This window comes from Streptomyces sp. TP-A0874 (genome assembly GCF_001748085.1).
GTDB lineage: Bacteria > Actinomycetota > Actinomycetes > Streptomycetales > Streptomycetaceae > Streptomyces.
Genome location: NZ_BBZK01000008.1, coordinates 192,848 through 216,737, shown reverse-complemented (window position 1 = coordinate 216,737; position 23,890 = coordinate 192,848). Strand labels below are relative to the sequence as shown.

The 23,890-nt window shown below is 70.2% G+C and carries 20 protein-coding genes, 2 pseudogenes and 3 riboswitches; of the genes and pseudogenes, 12 read left to right on the top strand and 10 right to left on the bottom strand.

Annotated elements, in window-relative coordinates; translation table 11 throughout:
* The first annotated feature begins 43 nt into the window (after window positions 1–43).
* From BGP73_RS15400 to BGP73_RS15395, 3 genes are all read left to right on the top strand, one after another.
* On the top strand, window positions 44–2,002 hold the full coding sequence (locus BGP73_RS15400) for an ABC transporter permease (protein WP_069815140.1): 1,959 nt from the start codon (window positions 44–46) through the stop codon (window positions 2,000–2,002).
* Window positions 2,003–2,431: 429 nt separating this feature from the next.
* Window positions 2,432–3,610, top strand: coding sequence for an LLM class flavin-dependent oxidoreductase (locus BGP73_RS23985; RefSeq protein WP_374701151.1), 1,179 nt, complete (start codon window positions 2,432–2,434; stop codon window positions 3,608–3,610).
* The gene (locus BGP73_RS15395) at window positions 3,607–4,596 is read left to right on the top strand and encodes an alpha/beta hydrolase (RefSeq protein ID WP_069815138.1); all 990 of its coding nucleotides are present in this window, start codon (window positions 3,607–3,609) and stop codon (window positions 4,594–4,596) included. Before BGP73_RS23985 ends, BGP73_RS15395 begins: the two co-directional genes overlap by 4 nt.
* 186 nt (window positions 4,597–4,782) lie before the next feature.
* Here BGP73_RS15395 and BGP73_RS15390 read toward each other — a convergent pair whose 3' ends face one another.
* The gene (locus BGP73_RS15390; RefSeq protein WP_069815137.1) at window positions 4,783–6,054 is read right to left on the bottom strand and encodes a DUF418 domain-containing protein; all 1,272 of its coding nucleotides are present in this window, start codon (window positions 6,052–6,054) and stop codon (window positions 4,783–4,785) included.
* Between the two features lie 178 nt (window positions 6,055–6,232).
* On the opposite strand from BGP73_RS15390, the gene BGP73_RS15385 reads away from it, so the two are divergent.
* Entirely contained in the window at window positions 6,233–7,009 is a 777-nt protein-coding gene (locus tag BGP73_RS15385; RefSeq protein WP_069815135.1) for a TetR/AcrR family transcriptional regulator, read from the top strand.
* A gap of 82 nt (window positions 7,010–7,091) precedes the next feature.
* Here the strand turns inward: BGP73_RS15385 and BGP73_RS15380 are convergent, their stop codons facing one another.
* The 5 genes from BGP73_RS15380 to BGP73_RS15360 form a co-directional block, all read right to left on the bottom strand.
* Window positions 7,092–8,474, bottom strand: coding sequence for an L-serine ammonia-lyase (locus tag BGP73_RS15380; protein ID WP_069815132.1), 1,383 nt, complete (start codon window positions 8,472–8,474; stop codon window positions 7,092–7,094).
* Between the two features lie 204 nt (window positions 8,475–8,678).
* Window positions 8,679–9,941 (bottom strand): serine hydroxymethyltransferase, encoded by a 1,263-nt coding sequence (gene glyA / locus BGP73_RS15375; RefSeq protein ID WP_069815130.1) that lies wholly within the window; start codon window positions 9,939–9,941, stop codon window positions 8,679–8,681.
* A 30-nt stretch (window positions 9,942–9,971) separates the two neighbouring features.
* The gene (gene gcvH, locus BGP73_RS15370) at window positions 9,972–10,358 is read right to left on the bottom strand and encodes a glycine cleavage system protein GcvH (protein WP_069815128.1); all 387 of its coding nucleotides are present in this window, start codon (window positions 10,356–10,358) and stop codon (window positions 9,972–9,974) included.
* Between the two features lie 187 nt (window positions 10,359–10,545).
* Window positions 10,546–11,676: a glycine cleavage system aminomethyltransferase GcvT gene (gene gcvT / locus BGP73_RS15365; protein WP_069815126.1), complete on the bottom strand. Its 1,131-nt coding sequence runs from the start codon at window positions 11,674–11,676 to the stop codon at window positions 10,546–10,548.
* Window positions 11,677–11,730: 54 nt separating this feature from the next.
* A riboswitch (glycine riboswitch) is annotated at window positions 11,731–11,847 on the bottom strand.
* Window positions 11,848–11,952: riboswitch (glycine riboswitch) on the bottom strand.
* 202 nt (window positions 11,953–12,154) lie between these two features.
* Window positions 12,155–12,373: a GntR family transcriptional regulator gene (locus tag BGP73_RS15360; RefSeq protein ID WP_069815124.1), complete on the bottom strand. Its 219-nt coding sequence runs from the start codon at window positions 12,371–12,373 to the stop codon at window positions 12,155–12,157.
* Window positions 12,374–12,744: 371 nt separating this feature from the next.
* Here BGP73_RS15360 and BGP73_RS15355 point away from each other — a divergent pair, with 371 nt between their 5' ends.
* Window positions 12,745–13,041: a hypothetical protein gene (locus BGP73_RS15355; protein ID WP_069815122.1), complete on the top strand. Its 297-nt coding sequence runs from the start codon at window positions 12,745–12,747 to the stop codon at window positions 13,039–13,041.
* A 253-nt stretch (window positions 13,042–13,294) separates the two neighbouring features.
* Here the strand turns inward: BGP73_RS15355 and BGP73_RS23610 are convergent, their stop codons facing one another.
* From BGP73_RS23610 to BGP73_RS23605, 4 genes and pseudogenes are all read right to left on the bottom strand, one after another.
* Window positions 13,295–13,444: a transposase gene (locus BGP73_RS23610; RefSeq protein ID WP_244501221.1), complete on the bottom strand. Its 150-nt coding sequence runs from the start codon at window positions 13,442–13,444 to the stop codon at window positions 13,295–13,297.
* A 538-nt stretch (window positions 13,445–13,982) separates the two neighbouring features.
* Window positions 13,983–14,276, bottom strand: a pseudogene (locus BGP73_RS24035) (IS256 family transposase); the annotation flags it as partial.
* A gap of 4 nt (window positions 14,277–14,280) precedes the next feature.
* A riboswitch (glycine riboswitch) is annotated at window positions 14,281–14,385 on the bottom strand.
* A 193-nt stretch (window positions 14,386–14,578) separates the two neighbouring features.
* Window positions 14,579–15,322, bottom strand: coding sequence for a rhomboid family intramembrane serine protease (locus BGP73_RS15345; protein ID WP_069815119.1), 744 nt, complete (start codon window positions 15,320–15,322; stop codon window positions 14,579–14,581).
* Between the two features lie 77 nt (window positions 15,323–15,399).
* A pseudogene (locus BGP73_RS23605) lies at window positions 15,400–15,667 on the bottom strand (NF041680 family putative transposase); the annotation flags it as partial.
* Window positions 15,668–15,796: 129 nt separating this feature from the next.
* Between BGP73_RS23605 and BGP73_RS15340 the strand changes: the two are divergent.
* From BGP73_RS15340 to BGP73_RS15310, 7 genes are all read left to right on the top strand, one after another.
* Entirely contained in the window at window positions 15,797–16,600 is an 804-nt protein-coding gene (locus BGP73_RS15340; protein WP_069815117.1) for an AAA family ATPase, read from the top strand.
* The gene (locus BGP73_RS15335) at window positions 16,597–17,394 is read left to right on the top strand and encodes an enhanced serine sensitivity protein SseB (RefSeq protein ID WP_079127550.1); all 798 of its coding nucleotides are present in this window, start codon (window positions 16,597–16,599) and stop codon (window positions 17,392–17,394) included. Before BGP73_RS15340 ends, BGP73_RS15335 begins: the two co-directional genes overlap by 4 nt.
* Before the next feature lie 192 nt (window positions 17,395–17,586).
* Window positions 17,587–18,435, top strand: a complete 849-nt coding sequence (locus tag BGP73_RS15330) for an enhanced serine sensitivity protein SseB C-terminal domain-containing protein (RefSeq protein ID WP_244501212.1) — start codon at window positions 17,587–17,589, stop codon at window positions 18,433–18,435.
* 428 nt (window positions 18,436–18,863) lie between these two features.
* Window positions 18,864–19,865, top strand: a complete 1,002-nt coding sequence (locus BGP73_RS15325; protein ID WP_069815115.1) for an ABC transporter permease — start codon at window positions 18,864–18,866, stop codon at window positions 19,863–19,865.
* A gap of 65 nt (window positions 19,866–19,930) precedes the next feature.
* Complete coding sequence (locus BGP73_RS15320; RefSeq protein ID WP_244501211.1) at window positions 19,931–21,682, top strand: ABC transporter substrate-binding protein; 1,752 nt, start codon at window positions 19,931–19,933, stop codon at window positions 21,680–21,682.
* Between the two features lie 107 nt (window positions 21,683–21,789).
* Window positions 21,790–22,800 (top strand): ABC transporter permease, encoded by a 1,011-nt coding sequence (locus BGP73_RS15315; RefSeq protein ID WP_069815111.1) that lies wholly within the window; start codon window positions 21,790–21,792, stop codon window positions 22,798–22,800.
* The gene (locus BGP73_RS15310) at window positions 22,797–23,873 is read left to right on the top strand and encodes an ABC transporter ATP-binding protein (RefSeq protein ID WP_069815109.1); all 1,077 of its coding nucleotides are present in this window, start codon (window positions 22,797–22,799) and stop codon (window positions 23,871–23,873) included. The genes BGP73_RS15315 and BGP73_RS15310 overlap by 4 nt, the downstream gene beginning before the upstream one ends.
* Window positions 23,874–23,890 lie beyond the last annotated feature (17 nt).

Genomic DNA, 23,890 nt, shown 5'->3' with positions numbered 1-23,890 from the left:
GCCACAGCCTTGCCGCCGCGCACCAGGTCGTTAGGAACCCACCGTGAACAGACCAGCCCGCACCCGCGCGAGGGGGACCCGCGCCCCGGTGGCCCTCGCGGTCCCCGCCCTGCTCGCGGTGGTGTTCCTGCTGCTGCCGCTCGCCGGCATCCTGGTCCGCACCTCCTGGGGCGAACTCGGCGACCACCTCGGCGGCCCGGCGGTCATCGAGGCGCTGAAGCTCTCGCTGCTCGTCTCCTTCTGGGCGCTGGCGTTGTCGGTACTGCTGGGCGTCCCCCTGGCCTGGGCGCTGGCCCGGGTGGACTTCCCCGGCAAGACCCTGGTCCGCTCCCTGGTGCTGCTCCCGATGGTCCTGCCCCCCACCGTCGGAGGGGTGGCCCTGCTACTGGGTTTCGGCCGCCGCGGGCTGCTTGGGCCCTGGCTGGAGGAGACCTTCGGCCTCACCCTGCCGTTCCACACCTCCGGAGCGGTGGTCGCCGCGACCTTCGTCGCCATGCCGTTCCTGGTCATCAGCTTGGAGGGGGCGCTCGGCGGCCTCCGGCCGAGGTACGAGGAGACCGCCGCCTCGCTCGGCGCGTCCCCCCTGCGGGCCTTCTTCACCGTCACCCTCCCCATGGTGGCCCCGGGGCTCATCGCGGGCGCCGCTCTCACCTGGGCCCGGGCGCTCGGCGAGTTCGGGGCCACCATCACCTTCGCCGGCAACCTGCCCGGCACCACCCAGACGCTCCCGCTCCAGGTGTACCTACTGCTCCAGGAGGAGCCGGAGGCCGCCACCTCGCTCTCCCTGCTGCTGCTCGCCATCGCCATGGCCGTCCTCATCGGTCTGCGCGGACGTTGGACGAGCACACCGGTCGCCGGCCGCGGCGGCTCCCCGTCCGCAGCCTCCGCACAGCCGGAGGCCCCCGCGGGGCGAACCGACGGCCCGCAGCCCTCGGCGGACGGGGCTCAACCTCCGCCCCCGCCCGGAAGGTGGGCGCTGCACGCCGAGGTCACCGGTTACACCGAACTGGAGTTGGAAGCCGAGCCGGGCACCACGATCGCCGTCGTCGGCCCCAACGGCGCGGGGAAGACCACCCTGCTGCGGGCGCTGCTCGGACTCACCCCCCGGGCCGGTGCGGAACTCCGGCTGGGGGACAGCGACGTGACCGGGCTGCCGCCGCACCGTCGCCGGATCGCCTGGGTGCCGCAGGACGGCGCCCTCTTCCCGCACCTCACGGCGCTGGCCAACACCGCCTACGGACTCCGCAGCCGTGGAGTGCCGCGGGCCGAGGCCCGGCAGGTCGCCCAGGAGTGGCTCGACCGGCTCGGTGTGGGCCACCTCGCGCATCGCAGGCCCGGCCAGGTCTCCGGCGGACAGGCACAACGCGTCGCCCTGGCCCGGGCACTGGCCACCCATCCCAGGCTGCTGCTGCTCGACGAGCCACTCGCCGCCCTCGACCAGACCACCCGGGCGCAGGTCCGCCACACTCTCCGCCGCCACCTCGACGCGTACGGCGGGGTCTGTCTGATCGTCACCCACGATCCGGTGGAGGCGGTCTCGCTCGCCGACCGGGTACTCGTACTGGACGAAGGACGGGTCCTCCAGGACGCGCCCCCCGGCGAGGTAACCCGTCGGCCGCGCTCCCCCTGGGTGGCGAGGATGCTCGGCCGCAACGCCTGGCCGGCCACCGCGACGGAGACCGGGCTCGAACTGCCGGAAGGAGGTGCCCTCACGGTGGCCGAGCCGCTGCCGCCGGGGACCAGGGCGCTGGCGGTCATCGCACCCGAGGCGGTGGCCGTGCACCGGGAGAGGCCGAGCGGCAGCCCCCGCAACGTCTGGCCCGGCACGGTCCGCGAACTGACCGCGGTCGGCAGCCGGTTGCGCGTCCTGATCGCCTCGGAGCTGACCCCCGACCTGATCGCCGAGGTCACCCCCCAGGCCGCCACCGAACTCGGCCTGGCGGACGGGGTCGGGGTCTGGGCCAGCGTCAAGGCCACCGAGACCGACGTGGTGCCGCTCTGAGGGTGTGCGGCGGGCGCCCGGCGGCCGGCGGGGCTGCGCCGGAACGTGGGGCGGTGTTCCGCCATCACGGGCGCCCTGCACGCACCGTATTCCATCGGGTGGTTTCCGTGATTCGCGTCCGATAAGCGGGCACTTCTTTCCGTGGGTCGGAAAGCGGCAACGCTGCCGACCGCCTTCGAATTCACCGCTTCGTTTGTCGGCCGTCGCCCGTGCGCAATGTGTACAGCTGCCCTTCCGAACCTCTGCCTACCTTGTCGTCACGCGTTCGAGGTCTACCACCAGACGGTGTCGTAGCCACTCAAACAGGAGACGAAATGAGCACCACACCGTCCTTGGGCTCAGCTATGAGGAACTGGTCGAGGCGCGTCGGGCCAGCGGTGTCGCCATGTTCAACGACAACAAGATGAAGTTGGGCATCTTCGGCTCGAACTGCAGCCACGGACCGATGGCGACGCACGCCGAGTCCTCCTACGAACTCAGCTGGCAGCACACCCAGCAGATCGCCCAGCTCGCCGACCGGCTCGGTTTCGAGGCGATGCTCCCCGTCGCCAGGTACCGCGGTATGGGGGGGAGACCAATTTCAACGGCTCGAACTTCGAGACGCACACCTGGGCGGCGGGCCTCGCCCAGGCCACGGAGAACATCATGGTGTTCTCCACCAGCCATGTCCCGACCAAGAACCCCATCGTCGCGGCGAAGGAGTCGGTCACCGTCGACCACATCTCCGGCGGTCGCTTCGGGCTCAACATGACGATGGGCTGGTACAAGGCCGAAATGGAGATGTTCGGCAGAACACAGCGGGAACACGACGCGCGCTACCGCTACGGCACCGAGTGGATCACCATCGCCCAGCGGATGTGGACCGAGGGCGAGGGCGTCGACTTCAAGGGCGCGTCCGGGAGGTCTGGGGCCACGCGGTCGATCTGGACCGGGGGCGAGGGCGCGCGAGTTCCCGGCGGAGCTGCTCGACGAACTCCTGGAGGACGTGCCGCGGGCCTGGCGGCGGCGGGAGGAGCGGGTGGACCTCACGCTCGCACCGCACGGCCGCGAGAAGATCGTCCTCGGGAGCGGTGGCCCCGAGGTCTCCGGCGCCCGCCACGACATGGTCCGATGGCTCATGGGCCGGGGCCGTCGGGGGAGTGGCCGGCAGCACCGGCGCGATCCCCGTCGTCCCCCGCTGGTTCTGAGGCGCTCGGGCCTGAGAACGCTCGGGCCCGAGGCGCCACGGCCGGGCCCGGAGTTGCCGGAGCCCCAGCCGTTGTGGACGCCTCCCGCGGGGGCGGAGCCACGCGCTGCTGTTCGAGTGATGGCCCGCGGGCGCCTGCCCAGGAGGATCAGCCCTCTGGTGACCGATGGCAGGGACTGAAATCGGCCAGCCGAATGGCCAGGGTCGGCCCAGGTGTCAGGAAGGTGCCTGACTTTCCCAAAGCACCGCAGCGGCATCGTGGGCCGTGGTTCCATTCGCTGGCGGCTACCGACCTGAAAGGGCGGGCACTCTTCTTCGCTTGGCGAGACACCCGATGGCCCGGCCCGTCGGAGAGATGGGGAGACCACTCGGTTTCCCGTGGCCGCGGTTCCTCCCACCCCCACCAGGAGGTCATGTTTTGAGCAAGCACCACTTCAGCCGCAGAGGTGTCCTCAAGGCCGTCGGCGGAGTCTCCGCGGCCGTGGCTCTCGGCGGCGTGAGCGCCCTCGCGACGGCATCGTCCGCCAGCGCCGCCGACAACGGCTTCGGGCTCCGCATCGTCGAGCGGAACGAGAACGACCCCCGGATGTGGTACTACCGGTTCGCGACCGACGCCATCGGCTGGAACCCCGGTGTCAACGTCCTGCTCCCCGACGACTACCACACCAGCGGACGCACCTACCCCGTGCTGTACCTGTTCCACGGCGGCGGTATGGACCAGGACTTCATCACCTTCGACCGCATGGGCATCCGGGCTTGGACCGCTGGCAAGCCGCTCATCGTCGTGATGCCCGACGGAGGGCACGCGGGCTGGTACTCCAACCCGGTGAGCTCCAACACCGGCCCCCGGAACTGGGAGACCTTCCACATCTCCCAGTTGGTCCCCTGGATCGACGCGAACTTCCGGACGTACGCCGAGTACGACGGCCGCGCGGTCTCCGGGTTCTCCATGGGCGGCTTCGGTGCGCTGAAGTACGCGGCGAAGTACTACGGCCACTTCGCCTCCGTGAGCGCCCATTCCGGTCCGGCCAGCCTGCGCCGGGACTTCGGCGTGGTCACCCACTGGGCCAACGCCTCCTCGGCGGCCGTCGAACTGGGTGGTGGCACGGTCTACGGCGCGCCGCTGTGGGACGAGGCCAGGGTGAGCGCCGACAACCCGGTCGAGCGCATCGAGAGCTACCGGAACAAGCGGGTCTTCCTGGTGGCCGGTAACAGCCCGGACCCGATCAACTGGTTCGACACCGTCAACGAGACCCAGGTTCTCGCCGGGCAGCGGGAGTTCCGCGGTCTCCTCAGCAACGCCGGTATCCCGCACGAGGGGCATGAGGAGCCGGGCGGCCACTTCGTCCGCGAGCACATGTTCAAGCGCGATCTCGACGGCATCATCGGCCGACTCCGCAAAGCCTGATGCGGCGGTAGGACAGCCGCGCGGCCCCGGCGGACGGCCGCCACGGCCGTCGTCCGAGGGAGGCCGCCGCGGTTCTCGGAGCCTGACCGCACTGAGGAGCGGGGGCAGGCTCCGAGAGCGGCCCGGCGCTCCCAGGCGTCGTACGCCTTGGAATACCGGCCCCCTCCGTTGCTGAGACGCCGCTGCTCAGCGCCGCGGCCTCGGCCCGTACGTGAGTCTCCGCAGGAGTTTCTCCGCCGGACCGGGAAGGCCGCGGCGCTGGAGCAGCCATGCCCCGAGGACCGTGACGGACCAGGCCAGTGCGGCGGTCAGCGCCGCGGTGAGGGTCGGACTGCCGGTCCGGCCCGCGAGGTCCAGGGCGAAGGGCGACAGGACCAGCACCCACACGAGCGACTGGAACAGGTAGCCGCTCAACGAGCGCTGCCCCAGGCTCGCGAGCGCGTTCACCACCAGTCCCGCACGCGGTGCCGGCCGGGCGAACGGAGGCCCGGCCGGGGCGGCGGTGCTCGCACGGGCCCTGTTTATGCGCAGTGCGAGGAGTCCGAAGAGCGCCACGTACCCGGGTCCCCCGAACTGGCCGCTCACCTCGTACAGCAGCAGGAAGACGTCCACCGTCGGGCCGTCGACGTGGAGCAGACCGGCGCTGACCAGACCGATCGGCGCACCGCCCGCGAAGGCGATGGCGAGGCTGATCACGGCGGTGCGGACCAACAGGGTCCGGTGGCGTGCCGGGTTCTCCAGCACGCCCCGGCGGGCGGCCCAGGCACCCAGCCAGACGATGAGGATGAACGGCAGGACGGTCAGGGTGTGCAGCGGCCACTCGCCCAGCCGGTCGACCACCGAGGCGGCGTAGTCGGGGGCCGAGAGGGAGTCGACGTCCTGGGCGGGGACGGGGGCGGAGCCCGGCCCGCTACCGGTGGCACGGTACACCGCGACGCCCGCGAGAACGGCTACGTACCCTGCCGTGCAGCCCCACAGCCACAGCACGATCCGCTGTACCCGTTCGCCGCGCCGCAGCAGGACCAGGGTGAAGGCGATGCCGACCAGGCCGTAGGCGCCCAGGAAGTCACCGAAGTTGAGCAGTGCGGCGTGCACGGCGCCGAAGGCGAGCAGCCACGTGTTGCGTCTGAGGAGTACGGAGCGCGCGGCCCGGGGCCCGGTTCCCTGCGCGTCCTGTCGGCGGGCGAGCTGCACCAGCCCGTAGCCGAACATCACGGCGAACATCGGATACGCGCGGGCGTGCACGAAGACGAACATGGCGAGGTTGAACGGGCGTTCCCAGCCGTGTGGCGACGCCTCGGCACCCGGCTGGTCGCCGAAGGTGAACACGGCGGCGTTGGCCAGGGCGATGAGCAGCAGCATCGAGCCGCGGGCCAGGTCGGGGGCTAAGGCTCGTTCCAACTGGCGGACGGGGCCGCGCGCTGGGCGATGGCCCGGTGGGTGCGTGGTGGTGGTCATCCGGATCTCTTCCTCTCCGAGGGGCGGCACTTCGTCCCCCGCGGAAACCGTGCGGCGAGGGCGGCACAGTACTGCGGGGAGAGCTTTAGTGTACGCAATAATCTATATGTAGAACACTAATTTTCCGTGCGTCATGATGGCCCTGGAGGAAGCCGAGGGAAGAAGAGGGGAAGCACTCATGACGGCCGACCAGGAGGACGCCCCCGCCGAACTGGCGCGGCTGTGGCGGCTGCGCCCTTCCACCTCAGGCCTCGGCCGGCCCGCCGCGCTCGACACCGAGCGTGTGGTTCGTACGGGGGTTGAGTTGGCGGACCGGGCGGGGCTCCGGGGCGCGACCCTGCCGAAGATCGCCAAAGAGCTCGGAGTCTCCCCGATGTCCCTGTACCGCCATGTCGGCTCCAAGGAGGAACTGCTGGTCCTGATGCGGGACTCCGCCCTCGGAACCCCGCCCGAACTCGGGAGCGCACCGGGCCGCTGGCGCGCGGGTTTGCGGGAGTGGTCCGTCGCCCAGCGCCGCCTCAACCACGAGCGGCCCTGGCTCCCCCGACTTCCCATCACCGGGGCCCCGGTCGGCCCGCACGAGATCGCCTGGCTGGAGGCCGGGCTGGAGGTACTCAGCGGCACGGAGCTCGACTGGGCGGCGAAGGTCGGCACGCTGACCCTGCTCAGCGGCTATGTGCGCCAAGCCTCGCTACTTTCCCAGGAGCACCAGCGGGGACGCGAGGAAACCGGCATGGGCCAGGCAGAGGCCGAGCGGGCGTACGCCAGGACCCTGGAGCGGCTCGTTACTTCCGACCGCTTCCCGCAGACGGCGCGGCTGCTGTCCTCCGGGCTCTTCGAGGCCGCACCGGATGATGCCTACGACGACCCCGTGAGCGACCCCGACTTCGTCTTCGGCCTCGAACGCGTTCTGGACGGGATCGCCGTCGCCGTCGGCAGTGCCGCCGGCGGGTAGCCGGGCCCGGTCGGGCGGCACCGGCCGACCGCTGGGGAGCCGTATGGGCGCCGGGTCGTGTGGACCCGGCGCCGCCCGCCCGTCAGCACTCGATGACGTTCACCGCCAGCCCGCCGCGGGCCGTCTCCTTGTACTTGACCTTCATGTCGGCGCCCGTCTCCTTCATGGTCTTGATGACCTTGTCCAGCGATACGTGGTGCCGCCCGTCCCCGCGCAGCGCCATCCGGGCTGCCGTCACCGCCTTGACCGCCGCCATGCCGTTCCGCTCGATACACGGGATCTGCACCAGCCCGCCGACCGGATCACAGGTCAGGCCGAGGTTGTGCTCCATACCGATCTCCGCGGCGTTCTCCACCTGCTCGGGGCTGCCCCCCAGCACCTCGGCGAGACCGCCGGCCGCCATCGAGCAGGCCGAGCCGACCTCGCCCTGGCAGCCGACCTCGGCGCCGGAGATCGAGGCGTTCTCCTTGAACAGCATGCCGATGGCCCCCGCCGCCAGCAGGAAGCGGACGATCCCGTCGTCGTCGGCGCCCGGCAGGAAGTCGACGTAGTAGCGGAGCACCGCGGGGATGATGCCGGCAGCGCCGTTGGTGGGGGCGGTCACGACCCGCCCGCCCGCGGCGTTCTCCTCGTTGACCGCCATCGCGTAGAGCGTGATCCACTCCATGGCGAGGGCCGCCGGATCGCCCTCGGCGCGCAGTTGGCGGGCGGAGTTGGCGGCGCGGCGGCGCACCTTGAGCCCGCCGGGCAGGATCCCCTCGCGCTCCATGCCGCGCGCCACGCAGGCCCGCATGGTGTGCCAGATCTCCAGCAGGCCCTCTCGGATCTCGCTCTCGGAGCGCCAGGACTTCTCGTTCTCCAGCATCAGCCCCGAGATCGACAGGCCGGTCTCGCGGGTCAGCCGCAGCAGTTCGTCGCCGGTGCGGAAGGGGTACCGCAGGACGGTGTCGTCGAGCTTGATCCGGTCCTCTCCGACGGCGTCCTCGTCGACGACGAAGCCCCCGCCCACCGAGTAGTAGGTCTTCTCCAGCAGCGGAAGCCCGTCCGCGTCGTAGGAGCAGAGCGTCATCCCGTTGGCGTGGTAGGGCAGGGAGCGGCGCCGGTGCAGGACGAGCTGCGTGGCCTCGTCGAAGGCGATCTCGTGGCTGTCACCTATCTCGGTGCCCAGCAGCCGCAGCCTGCCGGTCCGGCGGACCCGCTCGACCTCCTGGTCGGCGCTGTCCACGTCGACGGTGCGCGGCGAGTGGCCTTCCAGACCGAGGAGGACGGCCTTGGGCGTGCCGTGGCCGTGTCCGGTGGCGCCGAGTGAACCGTAGAGCTCCGCCCGGACGGCGGCGGTCTGGGCGAGGAGCCCGTCCTTCTTGAGGCGCAGGACGAACATCCGCGCCGCGCGCATCGGCCCGACGGTGTGGGAACTGGACGGCCCGATGCCGATGGAGAAGAGATCGAAAACGGAGAGAGCCACGGTCGGACCTCTTTGTCTGCTCGTGGTGGGATTGCTGGTCGCCGGACGGCCCGACGGGGGAGAGTCAGTCTGCGGGCCCGGAGCGGGCCCCGGGAAGGGGCGGGGTGGCGCACGCGGCCCGCGGCACACGCGACGCCCGTGGAGCCGGCGGCGCCCTCGTACTGGCGACGCCCCCGGCCCGTGGGTTACTTCAGGCCCCGTGGGTCACTTGAGGCCGGGGTACAACGGGTGCTTGTCCGCCAGCGCCACGACCCGCTCACGGAGCGCGGAGGCGTCGTGGGCGGGCTTCAGCGCCTGGGCGATGATGTCGGACACCTCGCGGAAGTCCTCCGCGGTGAAGCCGCGGGTGGCCAGCGCCGGGGTGCCGATCCGCAGGCCGGAGGTGACCATCGGCGGGCGCGGGTCGTTCGGGACGGCGTTCCGGTTGACCGTGATGCCGATCTCGTGGAGCCGGTCCTCGGCCTGCTGGCCGTCGAGTTCGGAGTCCCGCAGGTCCACCAGGACGAGGTGCACGTCGGTGCCGCCGGAGAGCACCGAGACACCGGCCTCGGCGACGTCCGCGGCGGTCAGGCGCTCGGCGAGGATCCGGGCGCCCTCCAGGGTGCTCTGCTGGCGCTCCCGGAACTCCTCGCTCGCCGCCACCTTGAAGGAGACGGCCTTCGCGGCGATCACGTGCTCCAGCGGGCCGCCCTGCTGACCGGGGAAGACCGAGGAGTTGATCTTCTTGGCCAGTTCGGCCGTGGAGAGGATCACGCCACCGCGCGGACCGCCCAGCGTCTTGTGCGTTGTGGTCGTGACGATGTGCGCGTGGGGCACCGGCGAGGGGTGCAGACCGGCGGCCACCAGCCCCGCGAAGTGCGCCATGTCGACCATCAGGTAGGCCCCGACCTCGTCGGCGATCCGCCGGAAGGCGGCGAAGTCGAGCTGGCGCGGGTAGGCGGACCAGCCGGCGATGATCAGCTTCGGCCGCTCTTCCTTGGCGAGGCGCTCTACCTCGTCCATGTCGACCCGGCCGCTGCCCGGATCCACGTGGTAGGCGGCGACCCGGTAGAGCCTGCCGGAGAAGTTGATCTTCATGCCGTGGGTCAGGTGGCCGCCGTGCGCCAGGTCCAGCCCCAGGATGGTGTCACCGGGGCTGAGGACGGCGGCCATCGCGGCGGCGTTGGCCTGGGCGCCGGAGTGCGGCTGCACGTTCGCCGCCTCGGCCCCGAAGAGGGCCTTGATCCGGTCGATGGCGAGCCGCTCGACGGTGTCGACGTGCTCGCAGCCGCCGTAGTAGCGCCGCCCCGGGTATCCCTCGGCGTACTTGTTGGTGAGCACCGAACCCTGGGCCTCGAGAACCGCGACCGGAGCGAAGTTCTCCGAGGCGATCATCTCCAGGGTCGACTGCTGCCGGTGCAACTCGGCGTCGACCGCGGTGGCGACCTCCGGGTCGAGTTCGTGTAGGGGAGTGTTGAGTAGCGACATCGGTATCCGTATCCGTCGTCGGGGTCGGTGTCAGTTGCCGGTGAAGGCCGTGTACTCGTCGGCCGAGAGCAGGTCGGCGGAGTCCAGGGCGCCCTCGGCGACCTTCACCTTGAACAGCCAGCCGCCCTCGAACGGGGCGGTGTTCACCAGCGCCGGATCCTCCACGACCTCGAGGTTCGTCTCGACGATCTCACCGGACAGCGGTGCGTACAGTTCGCTGACCGACTTGGTCGACTCCAACTCACCACAGGGCTCCCCTGCGGTGATCGAGTCGCCGACCTCGGGGAGCTGGACGAAGACCACGTCGCCGAGCGCGTCGGCGGCGTGCGAGGTGATGCCGACCGTGGAGACGCCGTCCTCCGGGTCGGTGAGCCACTCGTGCTCCTTGCTGTAGCGCAGCTGCTGGGGGTTGCTCATGAGCTGATTCTCCTGGATACGGGGGGATGCTCTGGTTGGTGGTCTTACCTGGTGGGACGGACGTGATGGAATCGTCAGTATCGACGCTGCCGCAGGTGCGCCGGTCGCCCCTCCGACGGCGTGTCAGCACCGGCCGTCGGCTGGACGGGCGCCGGCCGGGGCCGTGGCTGGTCCGAGCCGTGGCCGGTCAGCGCTGCCGCTGGTAGAAGGGGAGCGCGACCACCTGGTAGGGCTCCTGGCTGCCGCGGATGTCCACCGCCACACCCGAGGTGCCCGGCTCGGCGTGCGCGGCGTCCACGTAGGCCATGGCGATGGGCTTGCCGAGGGTCGGCGAGGGCGCCCCGGAGGTGACCTCCCCGATGGCCGCGCCGTCAGCGGTGGAGACCACCCGGTAGCCGGCGCGCGGCACCCGCCGCCCCTCGGCGACCAGCCCGACCAGCTTCCGCGGCGGGGTCCGCTCGGCGCGGGCGGCGGCCTCCGCGAGCGCCTCCCGGCCGACGAAACGTCCCTCGTTCGTCGTCTTCTCGAACTTGACCAGCCGGCCGAGCCCGGCGTCGACCGGGGTGATCGACTGGCTCAGCTCGTGGCCGTACAGCGGCATGCCCGCCTCAAGACGGAGGGTGTCGCGGCAGGACAGACCGCAGGGGACCAGCCCGTACTCGGAGCCGGCCTCGGTCAGCCGGCGCCACAGCCCCTCGGCGTCCGCCGGTTCGCAGAACAGCTCGAAGCCGTCCTCGCCGGTGTAGCCGGTGCGGGCGATCAGGGCCTCGACACCGGCGACGGTGCCCGGGAGGCCGGAGTAGTACTTCAGCCCGGCCAGGTCGGCATCGGTTAGCTGGGCCAGGACGGCAGAGGCGGACGGGCCCTGGATCGCGAGCAGGGCGTAGGCGTCGCGGTCGTCCCGAACGGCGGCGTCGAACCCCTCGGCGCGCTCCCGGAGGGCGTCCAGCACCACCTGGGCGTTGGAGGCGTTGGCCACCACCAGGTAGCGGTCGGCGGCCAGCCGATAGACGATCAGGTCGTCCAGGATGCCGCCGCCGCTCTCGCAGATCATGGTGTAGCGGGCGCGTCCGGCGGCGAGCGTCGAGAGGTTGCCGACCAGGGCGTAGTCGAGGAGTTCGCCGGCGCTCGGCCCGGTGACGGTGATCTCGCCCATGTGGGAGAGGTCGAAGAGCCCGGCGCGGCTCCGGACGGCGAGGTGTTCGTCGCGCTCGCTGCCGTAGCGCAGTGGCATGTCCCAGCCGGCGAAGTCGGTCATGGTGGCGCCGAGCTCGCGGTGCAGGGCGTCGAGCACGGTGCGGCGCGGGGTGTCGGTCATCTTCTGCGGCTCCAGGTCTGCGGTGATCGGACGAGGCTGATGTCGGGTAACACAGCCTCCCCATCTGTCATCGGGACCTGAGAGGTTCGCCGCGCCCCTTCCGAAGGGAAGGCCGCGGCTTGCACCTTGGGTGGGGCCGGGCGTGGAGCCAGGACCGCTTTCCAGATCTGCCTCGCCCGCGCGGTATCGGGGCCTGAGAGATTCAAGGGAGGACTTGCTCCTTCGGCGCCCCGGGCCGGCACCGCGGCCGGTCGGGGACTCTCCCGCGCGGATTCGAGCGGCGGTATGGAGTTGACCGCGCCATCATCGCACGCATCGGCCGGTTTGGGAGGCCGCGGTCATGACCCGGCCCTTCGGGGCCTGCGAGGGGGCGCCGGGGGTAGTCGCGGTGGTCGGGGGCCGGGATCGCCGCCGGAGCGGTGACGACCACGGTGCTCCGGCCGGCTGCTACTCAAGGACCTTGGGTACCAGCGCGGGATTACATCACGAAAGTGCCCTTGGCCGGCAGCGTCGCCACCGTTCCGCGCTCCCGCAGCAGCGCAAGCGCCCGACGCACGGTTCCGATGCTCACGCCATAAATCTCGACCATCTCCCGCTCGCCAGGCAGTCGCGCACCCTTCGGCAGCGCACCGGACTGGATCTCCTCCGTGATCCGGTCAGCCAGCTTGACGTATTCGTACTGCGGAACTCCGCTCATGGATCCGAGCGTGCATGAAGGATCCGCGGTGCACACCGTAGGGACGCGTCCGGACGCGGTAGGTAGCGCGAAAGGCCCGGCGACGGCGGTAACCGTCCCGGGCTGCGGACGAGTGCTATGTAAGGAGCACCCGACGTGATGGATGCTATCCAAACAATCCTGGCCGTCTTCTGGCCCCCGAGAGGGCGTCGACGCGCACCGGCAGGCACGCCGCGAGCGGCTCAACCGCGCCGCGCCCCGTTGCCCGTCCTGCCCGCCGGGCCGGTGCGGGTGTACCGGCGTTCGCGACGCACCGAGGCGGCCCCCGTCCGCCCCTATGTGCTGCGCGCCCTCGAAGCCCGAAACGTGCTCTACGGCGGGGAGGCCGCGCGATGAGCGCCGGTGGCGTTCCCCGGCCCCTGCCCTTTCCCACCGGCGACGACAAACCCGCCTTCCTCATCAGCGACGGGGGACCGGACTCGCTGCTCTCCATGGCGGCGGACGGCTTCGAGAGCATGTTGACCATGGACGCGCGCAACGTCGCCCAGCTGGCCCGGGAGACGCTGGAAGAGAGCGCCACCTCGGAGACGCAGGTGCGCTGGGTCGCGGAGTCGCTCCTGCAGGCGCTGGACGGTGTACTGCGGATCTGCGACGCGCGCGGAGCGGTCCTGGGCCGGCCCATCGACTGACGGCCTCACGCCTCCTCTCATCGCATCGCAATGGCTCGTCCAACTTGACTCTGTCGGGGATCTTGGAGTTGCTGAGGTCAGGTGTGCCGGGTGCGTCAGGACTTCGGCCGGGGGATCTCGTGCTGATCGAGGTAGGTCTGGAGAGCGGTCGGTCGGCGTGGCCGGGGTGCTTCCTCGGTCGGTGGGAGGCCGCTGAGGCGCTCGATGCTGATGGCGATGGCGATGGCGATGGCGATGGCGATGGCGATGGCGGTCAGGACGTGCTGGAGGTGGACCTTGCCTGCCCTCGGTAGCGACAGCGGCGCAGGCCGTGGCCGTGGGCGAACTCGTCGACCGTTCCCTCCACTTCGGAGCGGACCGCATAGCGGGTTTTCCACTCGGGTGTCTGTCGCTCGGCACGGATGCGGAGTTGCAGGTCGCGGAGTTCTCACGCAGGAAAGCCGACGGTGCGGGTGCTTTCGCGGAAGGTGGTGCACTGGGCGCGGGCCAGGCAGGGTGGCATTGGCTTTTGGTGAACCGTGTCAAGATCCGAAGTCAGAGGCGCGGCCCGGGTTGACCCCTGACAGCACTGCACCGCAAAGGACGTATGCGGCGAGGACGAGGACCGGCATGTGTCCGCCCGCGCGGTCGATGTCGTCGATGTAGTACCCGGAGACCCCTGCCCAGCCCAGCCCACCGATGAGCACGAGCACCGTGTTGCCGGTCTCCCGCAGCATCCGCATGCCGGCCCACAACAGGAGGGGCATGAGAGCCCAGGAAGCGGCCGTGGTGAGTAAGAACTCGAAGGCGCCGGAGAATATCGTGTCCCCAGCTGCGGCTGCGCTCTCGCGGGCCCACGTGTAGCCGACGGACATGAGGGTGTAGCAAGCCGCGGTGGCGGTGGTGACGGTGAGGACGCCTTTGGCATGTCGTATGTACTGCATGGCGGGTTCCTTGCTCTTCAGGATCTTCGACCAGAACCGCTTGCGCTCGCCCGTCCCGGAGTCGACGCGCTTGTCGATCACCCGCAGCGCCTTCACCGCGACCGGCCCGGCGGCGGTGGTCACCGTCCGTTCGCGATGATGGCCGTTGCGGACCGCCAGGCGGCGGCCGTCCTCGTCCCGCTCACCGGCCAACTCAGCTATGTGCTGGTTGACTTCGCCCTCCAGGGCCGCAGCGAGCATCCGCCGGGCACCCTCCCGGACGATGTTGTCCACCAGGGAACCGCTCTCGGTGGTTCCCTCGCTTTTCGAGATCTGCCTCGCCCGCGCGGTATCGGGGCCTGAGAGATTCAAGGGAGGACTTGCTCCTTCGGCGCCCCGGGCCGGCACCGCGGCCGGTCGGGGACTCTCCCGCGCGGGTTCGAGCGGCGGTATGGAGTTGACCGCGTCATCATCGCACGCATCGGCCGGTTTGGGAGGCGGCGGTCATGATCCGGGGTTTCGGGGCTTGAGGGAGGAGGGGGCGGGAAAGCCCCACCGAAGCCGGCGGGTCCCGGTCGCCCGAGAGGCTGGACGCTTTTCATGGCAGCGGCGGAACGACCGCCTGGCCGAGGCCCTCAGCTCGGCGGTCTCGACTTACGCAACGATCGGATCGGGGGGCGAGTCTTCGTAGGGGCCGCGAGGACCAGGCCAAGCAGGCAGCCTGCCACCAGACCAGCACCATGGTTGTTGTGCAACAGGCACAGGAACAGGCCGGTGGCCGGGACAAGTAGCACGTACCAGATGTCCTTGAAGGGCAAAGCCAGGGCGTTGGGGCGCAGCAGACAGATGACGGCAAGGGCGCCCAGCAGGCCGCCGACGGCAACGGAGTCGCCGCCGCCGTACGGCGACCAGCCGGCCAGGCTGACCACATGGGCCAGGACACCACTGACAAGGAAGACGCCGAGGGTCCTCCACCACCCGAGGATCGACTCGGCGATGGCGCCGACCACGAGCAGCGCCGGCAGGTTGAACGCGATCTGCCCGATCCCCGAGGACTGCACCAGCAGTGCGGTCCCGGCGCGCCACCACTGACCGTCCGACAGTGCACCCGGATGGCGCATCAGACCCTCGACCGTGGCGGGTACTGCGTACTGGACCACGGCCATGACCGCCATCACCGCGAACAGCGCGATGGTGACCCAGGGCCTCCGTGCCAGGGCGGCACGGACGACCGCCAGTACCTCGCCAGGTCCGACGTTGTCGCCGGCTGAAGCGCCGGCTGCAGAGCCGTCCGCGGGGCTGACCAGTACGAGCATCCGCAGGCCCACACCAACCACCACTGCGGCGCTCGCGTACAACCCGATCTCGTGCGGCGACATCGCCGCCCCCCGTCTCGCGCCTTTGGCGCACTGCCCCGTTGATGTGGCCCATCATCGCAGTGAGGGTGGTTCACGGCACCGGTGCGGCGGGGACGAGAGGTCGTTGACTTCTTCGTTCGTTGTTTCTTTGAGCCTGGTTTCCCGGCTGTGTACACGTCGTGGGGTGGGCTGGGTGTTCTTGCTTCCGGGGGGCCGTCCGGGGACGGGGCTGGAGGTTTTCGGCGCTGGGGCTGGGCAGGCGACCTTCGAGCGGAGGTGCCGAAAGTCGCGGTGGACTCGTGCGGGGGTGAGCCTGTCGGGCGGGATCGGCTTCTCCCAGGGCCGCCGGCCGTCCGCTGCCCGCGGCAGCAGCACCGTGGTCGAGACCCGTTCGCGAGCTTGGCGCACTCATGACAGGCTGCTGCTCCGACGGGCCGGGCCGCCGGAGAGTACCGGGTGACGGTTCGGCCGCGGGACCGAGATGGGGGCGTACGCATGGGGTGGGCGCGGAACCCACGGCCGCTGGCAACGGCCGTCGAGGACCGTCGGCCCGCCGCCGTCGCGGCCCGAGGGCTGCCGGCCGTGCGGGCGACCGCCCCGGAGCCGACGGCCCCGGTCCGCGACCTGCGGGGCCGGAATCCGCGGCGGCTGCGCTATCCGGCCGGGGACCTGCTGGTCGTCTCCGGGATACCCGGCAGCGGCAAGAGCACCCTGCTGGCCCGGACGGTTCGCCTCCGGGACAGCGCGGGCGGCCCCGTCCGTCTGCTGGACTCCCAACACGCGCGTGAGCGGTGGGAACGCCTCCTCCCCGGGCTGCCGTACCCGCTGTACCGGCCGGTGGTGCGCCTCGCGCACTTTCTGGGCCTGCGGCGTGCGTTGGCCGCGGGCGGCAGCCTCGTCCTCCACGACTGCGGCCGGTTGCCCTGGGTCCGCCGGTGGCTGGCGCGTGCGGCGCACCGAGAGGGGCGGGCACTCCACCTGGTGCTGCTGGACGTGCCGGCGGAGGTGGCGCTGGAGGGGCAGCTCTCCCGTGGGCGCCAGGTCTCCGCCCATGCCTTCGCCCGCCATCGGGTCGCTGTGGACCGGCTGTTGGCGGGGCTCGGGCGGGGGAAGCCGGTCGAGGGCTGTGCCACCGCGGTGCTGCTGGATCGCCGGGCCGCCGGTGCCGTCGAGGAGATCGTCTTCGACGCCGGGGCGGCGGGCGGCGGAACCGGCGGAGTTCCGGCTCCGCCGGTCACCCCTCGCGAGACAGCGGCTAGGGTGCCTGGGATACGGACGAGACGTGGTTGGACAGCATGAGCATCCCCGAGCGGTACGAAGATCCGCTCGCCGCCGGCGGTACGGCCGGTGGCGCGAGCGGCGGGTTTCCCTGCAACGAGTTCGAGGAGGTGCTCGCCGCCTCCCTCGGAGTGGAGGGGGCCGGCGCCCGACTGGTCGAGGTGCTGGGCCGGAGCAGAGTGTGGGTGCCGCTGCCCGAGGGGGGCGGGCCGACCAGCACCGACCTCGATCTGCCGACGATGGAGTTCCTGGGCGGCGCGTACGTGCCGGTCTTCAGCTCCGAGCGACAGTTCCGTGAACTGGTGGGGGAGCACATGTCCTTCGCCGTGGCCCCCGCCGCGGAGTTCGCCCGCGGTCTACCGCCGCAACTCGGTATCGCCGTCAATCCGGGCGGGCCGGTCGGTGTGCCGCTGCCGCCCGCCGCCGTCGCGGAACTCTGCCGGGCCGGCCGGATGCCGCTCGACGGTTCGGCCACCGGCGGACGGGTCAGGCTGTTCGAGCCCGACTGGCAGGAGGAGCCGGTCGACTTCCTGGCCGCCGCCGCGGGGGAGTTCGCCACCACCGGGTTGGTCGTGACGGCGCGGAGGGCCCTCGCCAGTGTCGAGGGCGAGGCCCCGTCGCTGTTCGTCGGCGTCGAACTGACCAGCTGCGAGCCGCCGGACCGGACCGTGGTGATGGACGCCCTCGGCCGGGCGCTCGGCACGGCTCCGGTGCCCTGGCCGGTGCAGTTGGTGTTCCTCGATGTCGCCCAGGATCCGGTCGGCGACTACCTGCGCGATCGGATACGGCCCTTCCACACCGGGGTACACCCGTGATGAGAGCGAGAACGACCGGTCCGCGGCGAACTGTCTTAGTCCCCTCGTAAGCTGATTGGATGGCCGGGTCGGGGCGCGTCCAGCCTCCCCGGCATACGGGGGCCGGAACCTGCCGCGTGGACGGCCGATCGGGAGAGAGCCGGAAGAGCGGGCCGGAAGAGCCGGAAGAGACGGAAGAAGGGGCGACGTCAGGTGAGCGCGGGGGTAGGGGGTACAGCGGCCACCGGGTTGGTCGAGCAACTGCTTCCACAGGTGACGCCCGGCCGGTATGACGCCTATGAAGCACTGCTGCACGCACTGGTCGAGCATGAGCTGTGGATGCTGCTGTGGCAGGGCCATCCTGGTTCGGCCGACGCGCAGTACGGGAACATGGAGGTCGACGGACTCGGTTACGCGCCCTGTGTGACCTCTCCCCAGGAGCTCTCGATCAGCGGCTGGAACCGGTCCCACGAGGTCGTCCGGGGTCGGGAGATCGCCAACTCGCTCTTTCCCGACCGCTGGGGCCTGTGGCTCAACCCGCACGCTCCCGGTGGGGGAGTCGGCATCCCCTGGCTCGATCTGCGGCGGATCGCCTGCGGCCTGGACCAGCTGCCGGCCGGGCCGCTGCGGATCAGCGAACCGACCATCGAGATCCCGCAGTTCTACGCGCTGCTCACCCAGAACGCACACCACACCCCCGCTGTCCGGGCGCTCAGCCGGGCCTGGGTGCAGCCCGCGCTCGGCGCGCCGTACCTCGCCATCGGCCTTGAGCTGTACGACTCGGGCCCGCAGGCGGTGGAGTCGGTGCGGATGATGATGGGGAAGTCCGTCAGTGCGGTCCCGGAAGGGCTGCCGGTCTCCACCGTCGCGCTGTCCGACGAGTACGACCCGGTCGCCATGTGGATGCGGGCCAACTCCCGGCCCTTCTTCGACCGGGAGGGCTACGGGGCGCCCACGCAGCCGGTCCAGGCCCCGGCCTACGGCTATCCGCCGGTGATGGGCGCGGGGGCCCCCGCCGCGCAGTCCTGGCAGCACGGCGCCGTTCCACCGCGCGGTTTCTGAGGGCTCCGCACCGAGCGAGGGGCCGGCGCAGGCCGACCGGGACACCTCCAACGACCGTTCGCGTTAGCGAATGTACTTTCAGGTGCCGGAGGCGGGGGGCGTCTGTCTTCCTGTCAGTTCGTTGTCCGGTCAAGTCGGGATGGGCCGGTTTGCCTGACTCGCTCAGCAGTGTTCCGTGTTCGCATACCGGATCGCGCCAGGCCACATCACAGTTGCGCATCCATTCCCGGTCAAGGCTGGCGGTCGCTCCTGAGCCCGTTGAAGACTCGCGCCAGCAGAGGCCCTCGGCCACTTGTCCGCACTGTTCCCTACCGTTTGCGCAACCGTTCTTCCCGTTTACGCACCGCCAGTACGCACCAGTGACCTGAGCCGGCCGCCGCAGCGGCGGGCGGGTCTGGCCACAGCCGGCCGAGAGGGGTCCCACCACGATGACGGCACCTATCGAGACCACCGGATCGACGGCGGAAGCACAACCTGAGGCCGTCCTCGCCGGGGTCGAGAAGAGCCAGATCGAAGGGCGCTCGCTCGGCCGGATCGCGTGGACCCGGCTCAAGCGCGACAAGGTCGCGATGACCGGCGGCGTCGTGGTGCTGGTCCTGATCCTGCTGGCGATCCTCGCCAAGCCGATCCAGGCGGTATTCGGGCTCGATCCCAACGCGCTCAACCAGGATCTGGTCGACCCCACGCTGGCCACCCCGATCGGTTCCTTCGGCGGTATGAGTTGGGATCACCCGCTGGGTGTGGAGCCGAAGTTCGGCCGCGACATCGCCACCCGGATCCTGGAGGGCTCCTGGGTCTCCCTGCTGGTGGCCTTCGGCGCCACCCTGCTCTCGGTGATCATCGGAACCGTGATGGGCGTCATCGCCGGCTTCTACGGCGGCTGGGCCGACACCATGATCAGCCGGGCGATGGACACCTTCCTCGCCTTCCCGCTGCTGCTTTTCGCGATCTCGATCTCCGCCTCGCTCCAGGGCGGGGCGTTCGGGCTGGAGGGGCTGCCGCTCCACGTCAGTGTGCTGATCTTCGTCATCGGCTTCTTCAGCTGGCCCTACATCGGGCGCATCGTGCGCGGCCAGACGCTCTCGCTACGAGAACGCGAGTTCGTCGACGCCGCCCGGAGCCTGGGCGCCCGCGGCCCGTTCATCCTCTTCCGCGAGCTGCTGCCGAACCTCGTGGGGCCGATCCTGGTCTACGCCACGCTGCTGATCCCGACGAACATCCTCTTCGAGGCGTCGCTGAGCTTCCTCGGAGTGGGCATCCAGCCGCCGCAGTCCTCCTGGGGCGGAATGTTGAGCACGGCCGTCGACTACTACCAAGTGGACCCGATGTTCATGATCGTGCCCGGTATGGCGATCTTCGTCACGGTCCTGGCCTTCAACCTACTGGGCGACGGGCTGCGGGACGCCCTCGATCCGCGCGGCCAACGTTGACCGGGGCGCCGCCCGATGGCCCGACCGGCTCCATCATCACCCAACCCAAGCAGGGGGCATCACCCATGAGAAGAACGTCGAGAGCAGCCGCGATGGTGGCCGCCGCCGTCTCGATAGCGCTGGCCGCGTCGGCCTGCGGCGACGGCGGTGACGACAAGGACAGCGGTGGGTCGGCCAAGGCCAACGCCGCGGTGGAGGGCGTGGTGAACGCCTCCGACAAGAAGGGCGGGACGCTCGTCTACGAGGCGTCCGACACCCCCGACTCGCTCGACCCCGGCAACACGTACTACGGCTTCGTGTTCAACCTCAGCCGTATCTACGCGCGCTCACTCACGACCTTCCCGCCGGGCGCGGGCCAGGAGGGCACCAAGGTCGTGCCCGACCTCGCCGAGTCCCTGGGCACCCCCTCCAACGACGGCAAGACCTGGACCTACAAGATCCGCAAGGGTCTGAAGTTCAGCGACGGCACGGAGATCACCTCCGCCGATGTGAAGTACGCGATCGAGCGGAGCAACTTCTCCCGGGAAGTCCACTCGCACGGCCCGAGCTACCTGCGCGAGTACCTCATCGACAACGAGGGCGGCTACAAGGGCCCGTACAAGGACAAGGACGAGGAGGGCCTGAAGTCGATCGAGGTCCCGGACGACCAGACCATCGTCTTCAACCTCAAGCAGCCCTTCGCCGACTTCGACTACCTGCTGGCGAGCCCGCAGTCGGCCCCGGTGCCCCGTGACAAGGACACCGGCGCGGACTACGTGAAGAACATCGTCTCCTCGGGCTCCTACAAGTTCGAGAGCTATGAGCCGGACAAGCAGGCCGTGCTGGTCCGCAACGAGCACTGGGACCCGAAGACGGACCCGATGCGCAAGCAGCTGCCGGACAAGATCGTCGTGAAGTTCAAGGTGAACCAGGAGACGATCGACCAGAACCTGATCGCCGGCAACACCCACGTCGACCTGGTCGGCAACGGTGTGGCCAGCCAGACGCAGTCCAAGCTGCTGGCGGGCAAGCAGGACCCGAACACCGACAACGCGCAGGGCAGCAGGCTCGTCTACATGGCGATCAACATGAAGGTCGCCCCGTTCGACAAGCTCGAGTGCCGCCAGGCCGTGCAGTACGCGATCGACAAGGTCTCCGCCCAGACGGCGGTGGGCGGCCCGATCCGCGGCGACATAGCCTCCACCGTGCTGCCCCCGGACGTCCCGGGCTACCAGGACTTCGACCTCTACGAGACCCCTGACGACAAGGGCGACGTGAAGAAGGCGAAGGAGCTGCTCAAGGAGTGCGGTCAGCCGAACGGCTTCACCACCAACATCACGGCCCGCAACGACCGGCAGGGCGAGGTCGACATGGCGACCGCCATCCAGGCGTCCCTGAAGAAGGTCGGCATCAAGGTCAACATCCAGCAGTACCCGGCCGGCAAGTACTTCACCGACTACGCGGGTGTGCCGAAGTTCACCGAGGACAAGAACATCGGTCTGATGATGATGCAGTGGGGCGCCGACTGGCCGACCGGCTTCGGCTTCCTCACCCAGATCGTGCACGGCAAGATGATCGGCGACTCCGGCAACGACAACCTGTCCCAGCTGGACAACAAGGAGATCAACAAGCTCCTTGACGACGCCATCGCCGACACCGACGAGTCGGCCCGCGAGAAGGCGTACGCCGAGGTTGACCGGAAGACCATGGAGGAGGCCGCCATCGTGCCGCTGACCTACTTCAAGGTCCTCCACTACCGCTCCGAGAAGCTCACCAACGTGGTTTCCAACCCGACGTGGAGCGGTCAGTACGACTACCTCAACCTCGGTCTGAAGTAACCGCCGCTCTGTCCGTGGAAGGCAGGTGAAGGCAGCGGTTCGCCGCCGACCCGCCCACCGTCCCCACCGGGACGGGGGCGGGTCGGCAGAGCCCGAAGCCGACCCTCGTGTTCGTCTACATCATCCGGCGGTCGTTCGCCGCGGCGCTCCTGCTGTTGGTCGTCAGCGCGATCACCTTCGGGATCTTCTTCCTGCTGCCCCGGCTGGCCGGTGGGACCGCCGACCAACTCGCAGCCCAGTACGTCGGGAAGAGCCCCAGCCCCGAGTCGATCGCGGCGGTCAAGGAGAACCTCGGCTTCGACGACCCGATCTACGTCCAGTACTGGGAGTTCATCCGGGGCCTCGTCATGGGGCGCGAGTTCAGCTTCGGCCCGGACCCGACCCAGTGCAACGCGCCCTGCTTCGGCTACTCCTTCAAGAACCACATGGAGGTCTGGCCGGAGATGACCTCCCGGCTGGGCATCACCGCCTCGCTCGCCCTCGGCGCCTCCGTGGTGTGGCTGGTGAGCGGTGTGGCCACCGGGGTGCTCTCCGCGCTGCGGCCCGGCTCGATCTTCGACCGGATCGCGATGGGCGTGGCCCTCGCCGGAGTCTCGCTGCCGATGTTCTTCACCGGTGTCCTCTCCATGGCGCTCTTCACCTTCAACTGGCCGGTCTTCGAGAACCTGCACTACGTGCCGCTCACGGAGAACCCGCTGCTCTGGGCGAAGAACCTGGTGCTCCCCTGGGCGACGCTCGCCTTCCTCTACTCGGCGCTCTACGCCCGACTCACCCGCGCCGGGATGCTGGAGACCATGGGTGAGGACTACATCCGCACCGCCCGCGCCAAGGGGCTCCGGGAGCGGGTGGTGGTCACGAAGCACGGGCTGCGTTCCGCCCTCACCCCGATCGTGACCATCTTCGGCATGGACTTCGGACTGCTGCTGGGCGGCGCGCTGATCACCGAGACCGTCTTCTCACTGCAGGGCGTGGGCTCCTTCGCCGTCCAGGCGATCGCCGACAACGACCTGCCGAAGGTGCTGGGCGTCACGCTCTTCGCCGCCTTCTTCGTCGTGTTCTGCAATCTGGTGGTGGACCTCGTCTACGCCGCCATCGACCCCAGGGTGAGGCTCTCGTGACCGACCCGACCAGCAAGGAGCCGGGCGGCGCGCCGCCGACCGCCTTCCTCGACGTCCGCGACCTGCGGGTGCACTTCCCCACCGACGACGGTCTGGTCAAGTCCGTCGACGGGCTCTCCTTCTCGCTGGAACGGGGTCGGACGCTCGGCATCGTCGGCGAGTCCGGCTCGGGGAAGTCGGTGACCTCGCTCGCGGTGATGGGGCTGCACCGGGTCACCAGCGGACGGCGCTCCAACGCGCGGCTGTCCGGTGAGATCTGGCTGGACGGCAGGGAACTGCTCGCCGCCTCCCCGGAGGAGGTGCGCAGGCTCCGCGGCCGGCAGATGGCCATGATCTTCCAGGACCCGCTGACCTCGATGCACCCGTACTACACCATCGGCGGGCAGATCATCGAGGCGTACCGGGTGCACCACGACGTCGACAAGAAGACCGCGCGCAAACGCGCCGTCGAGATGCTCGACCGGGTCGGCATCCCGGAGCCGCACCGGCGGGTGGACGACTATCCGCACGAGTTCTCCGGCGGTATGCGGCAGCGCGCCATGATCGCGATGGCGCTGGTCAACAACCCGGAGCTGCTGATCGCCGACGAGCCGACCACCGCCCTGGACGTCACGGTGCAGGCGCAGATCCTCGACCTCATCCGGGACCTGCAGAAGGAGTTCGGCTCGGCGGTCATCATCATCACCCACGACCTGGGGGTGGTGGCCGAACTCGCCGACGACCTGCTGGTGATGTACGGCGGACGGTGCGTCGAGCGCGGCCCCGCCGAGCGCGTCTTCGAGGAGCCCGGCCACCCCTACACCTGGGGGCTGCTGGGTTCGATGCCGCGCATCGACCGCGACCAGACCGACCGGCTCATCCCGGTCAAGGGACAGCCGCCGAGCCTGATCAACATCCCGGACGGCTGCGCCTTCAACCCCCGCTGCCCCTACGCGGACGTGCCCAAGGACAACCTCACCCGCACCGTCGTCCCGGAGCTCCGGGAAGTCGACGCCGGGCACTACTCGGCCTGCCACATGGCCGCTGAGGACCGGGCGCGGATCTGGACCGAAGAGATTGCGCCGAAGCTGTGACTGCGAGGGATCAGGCC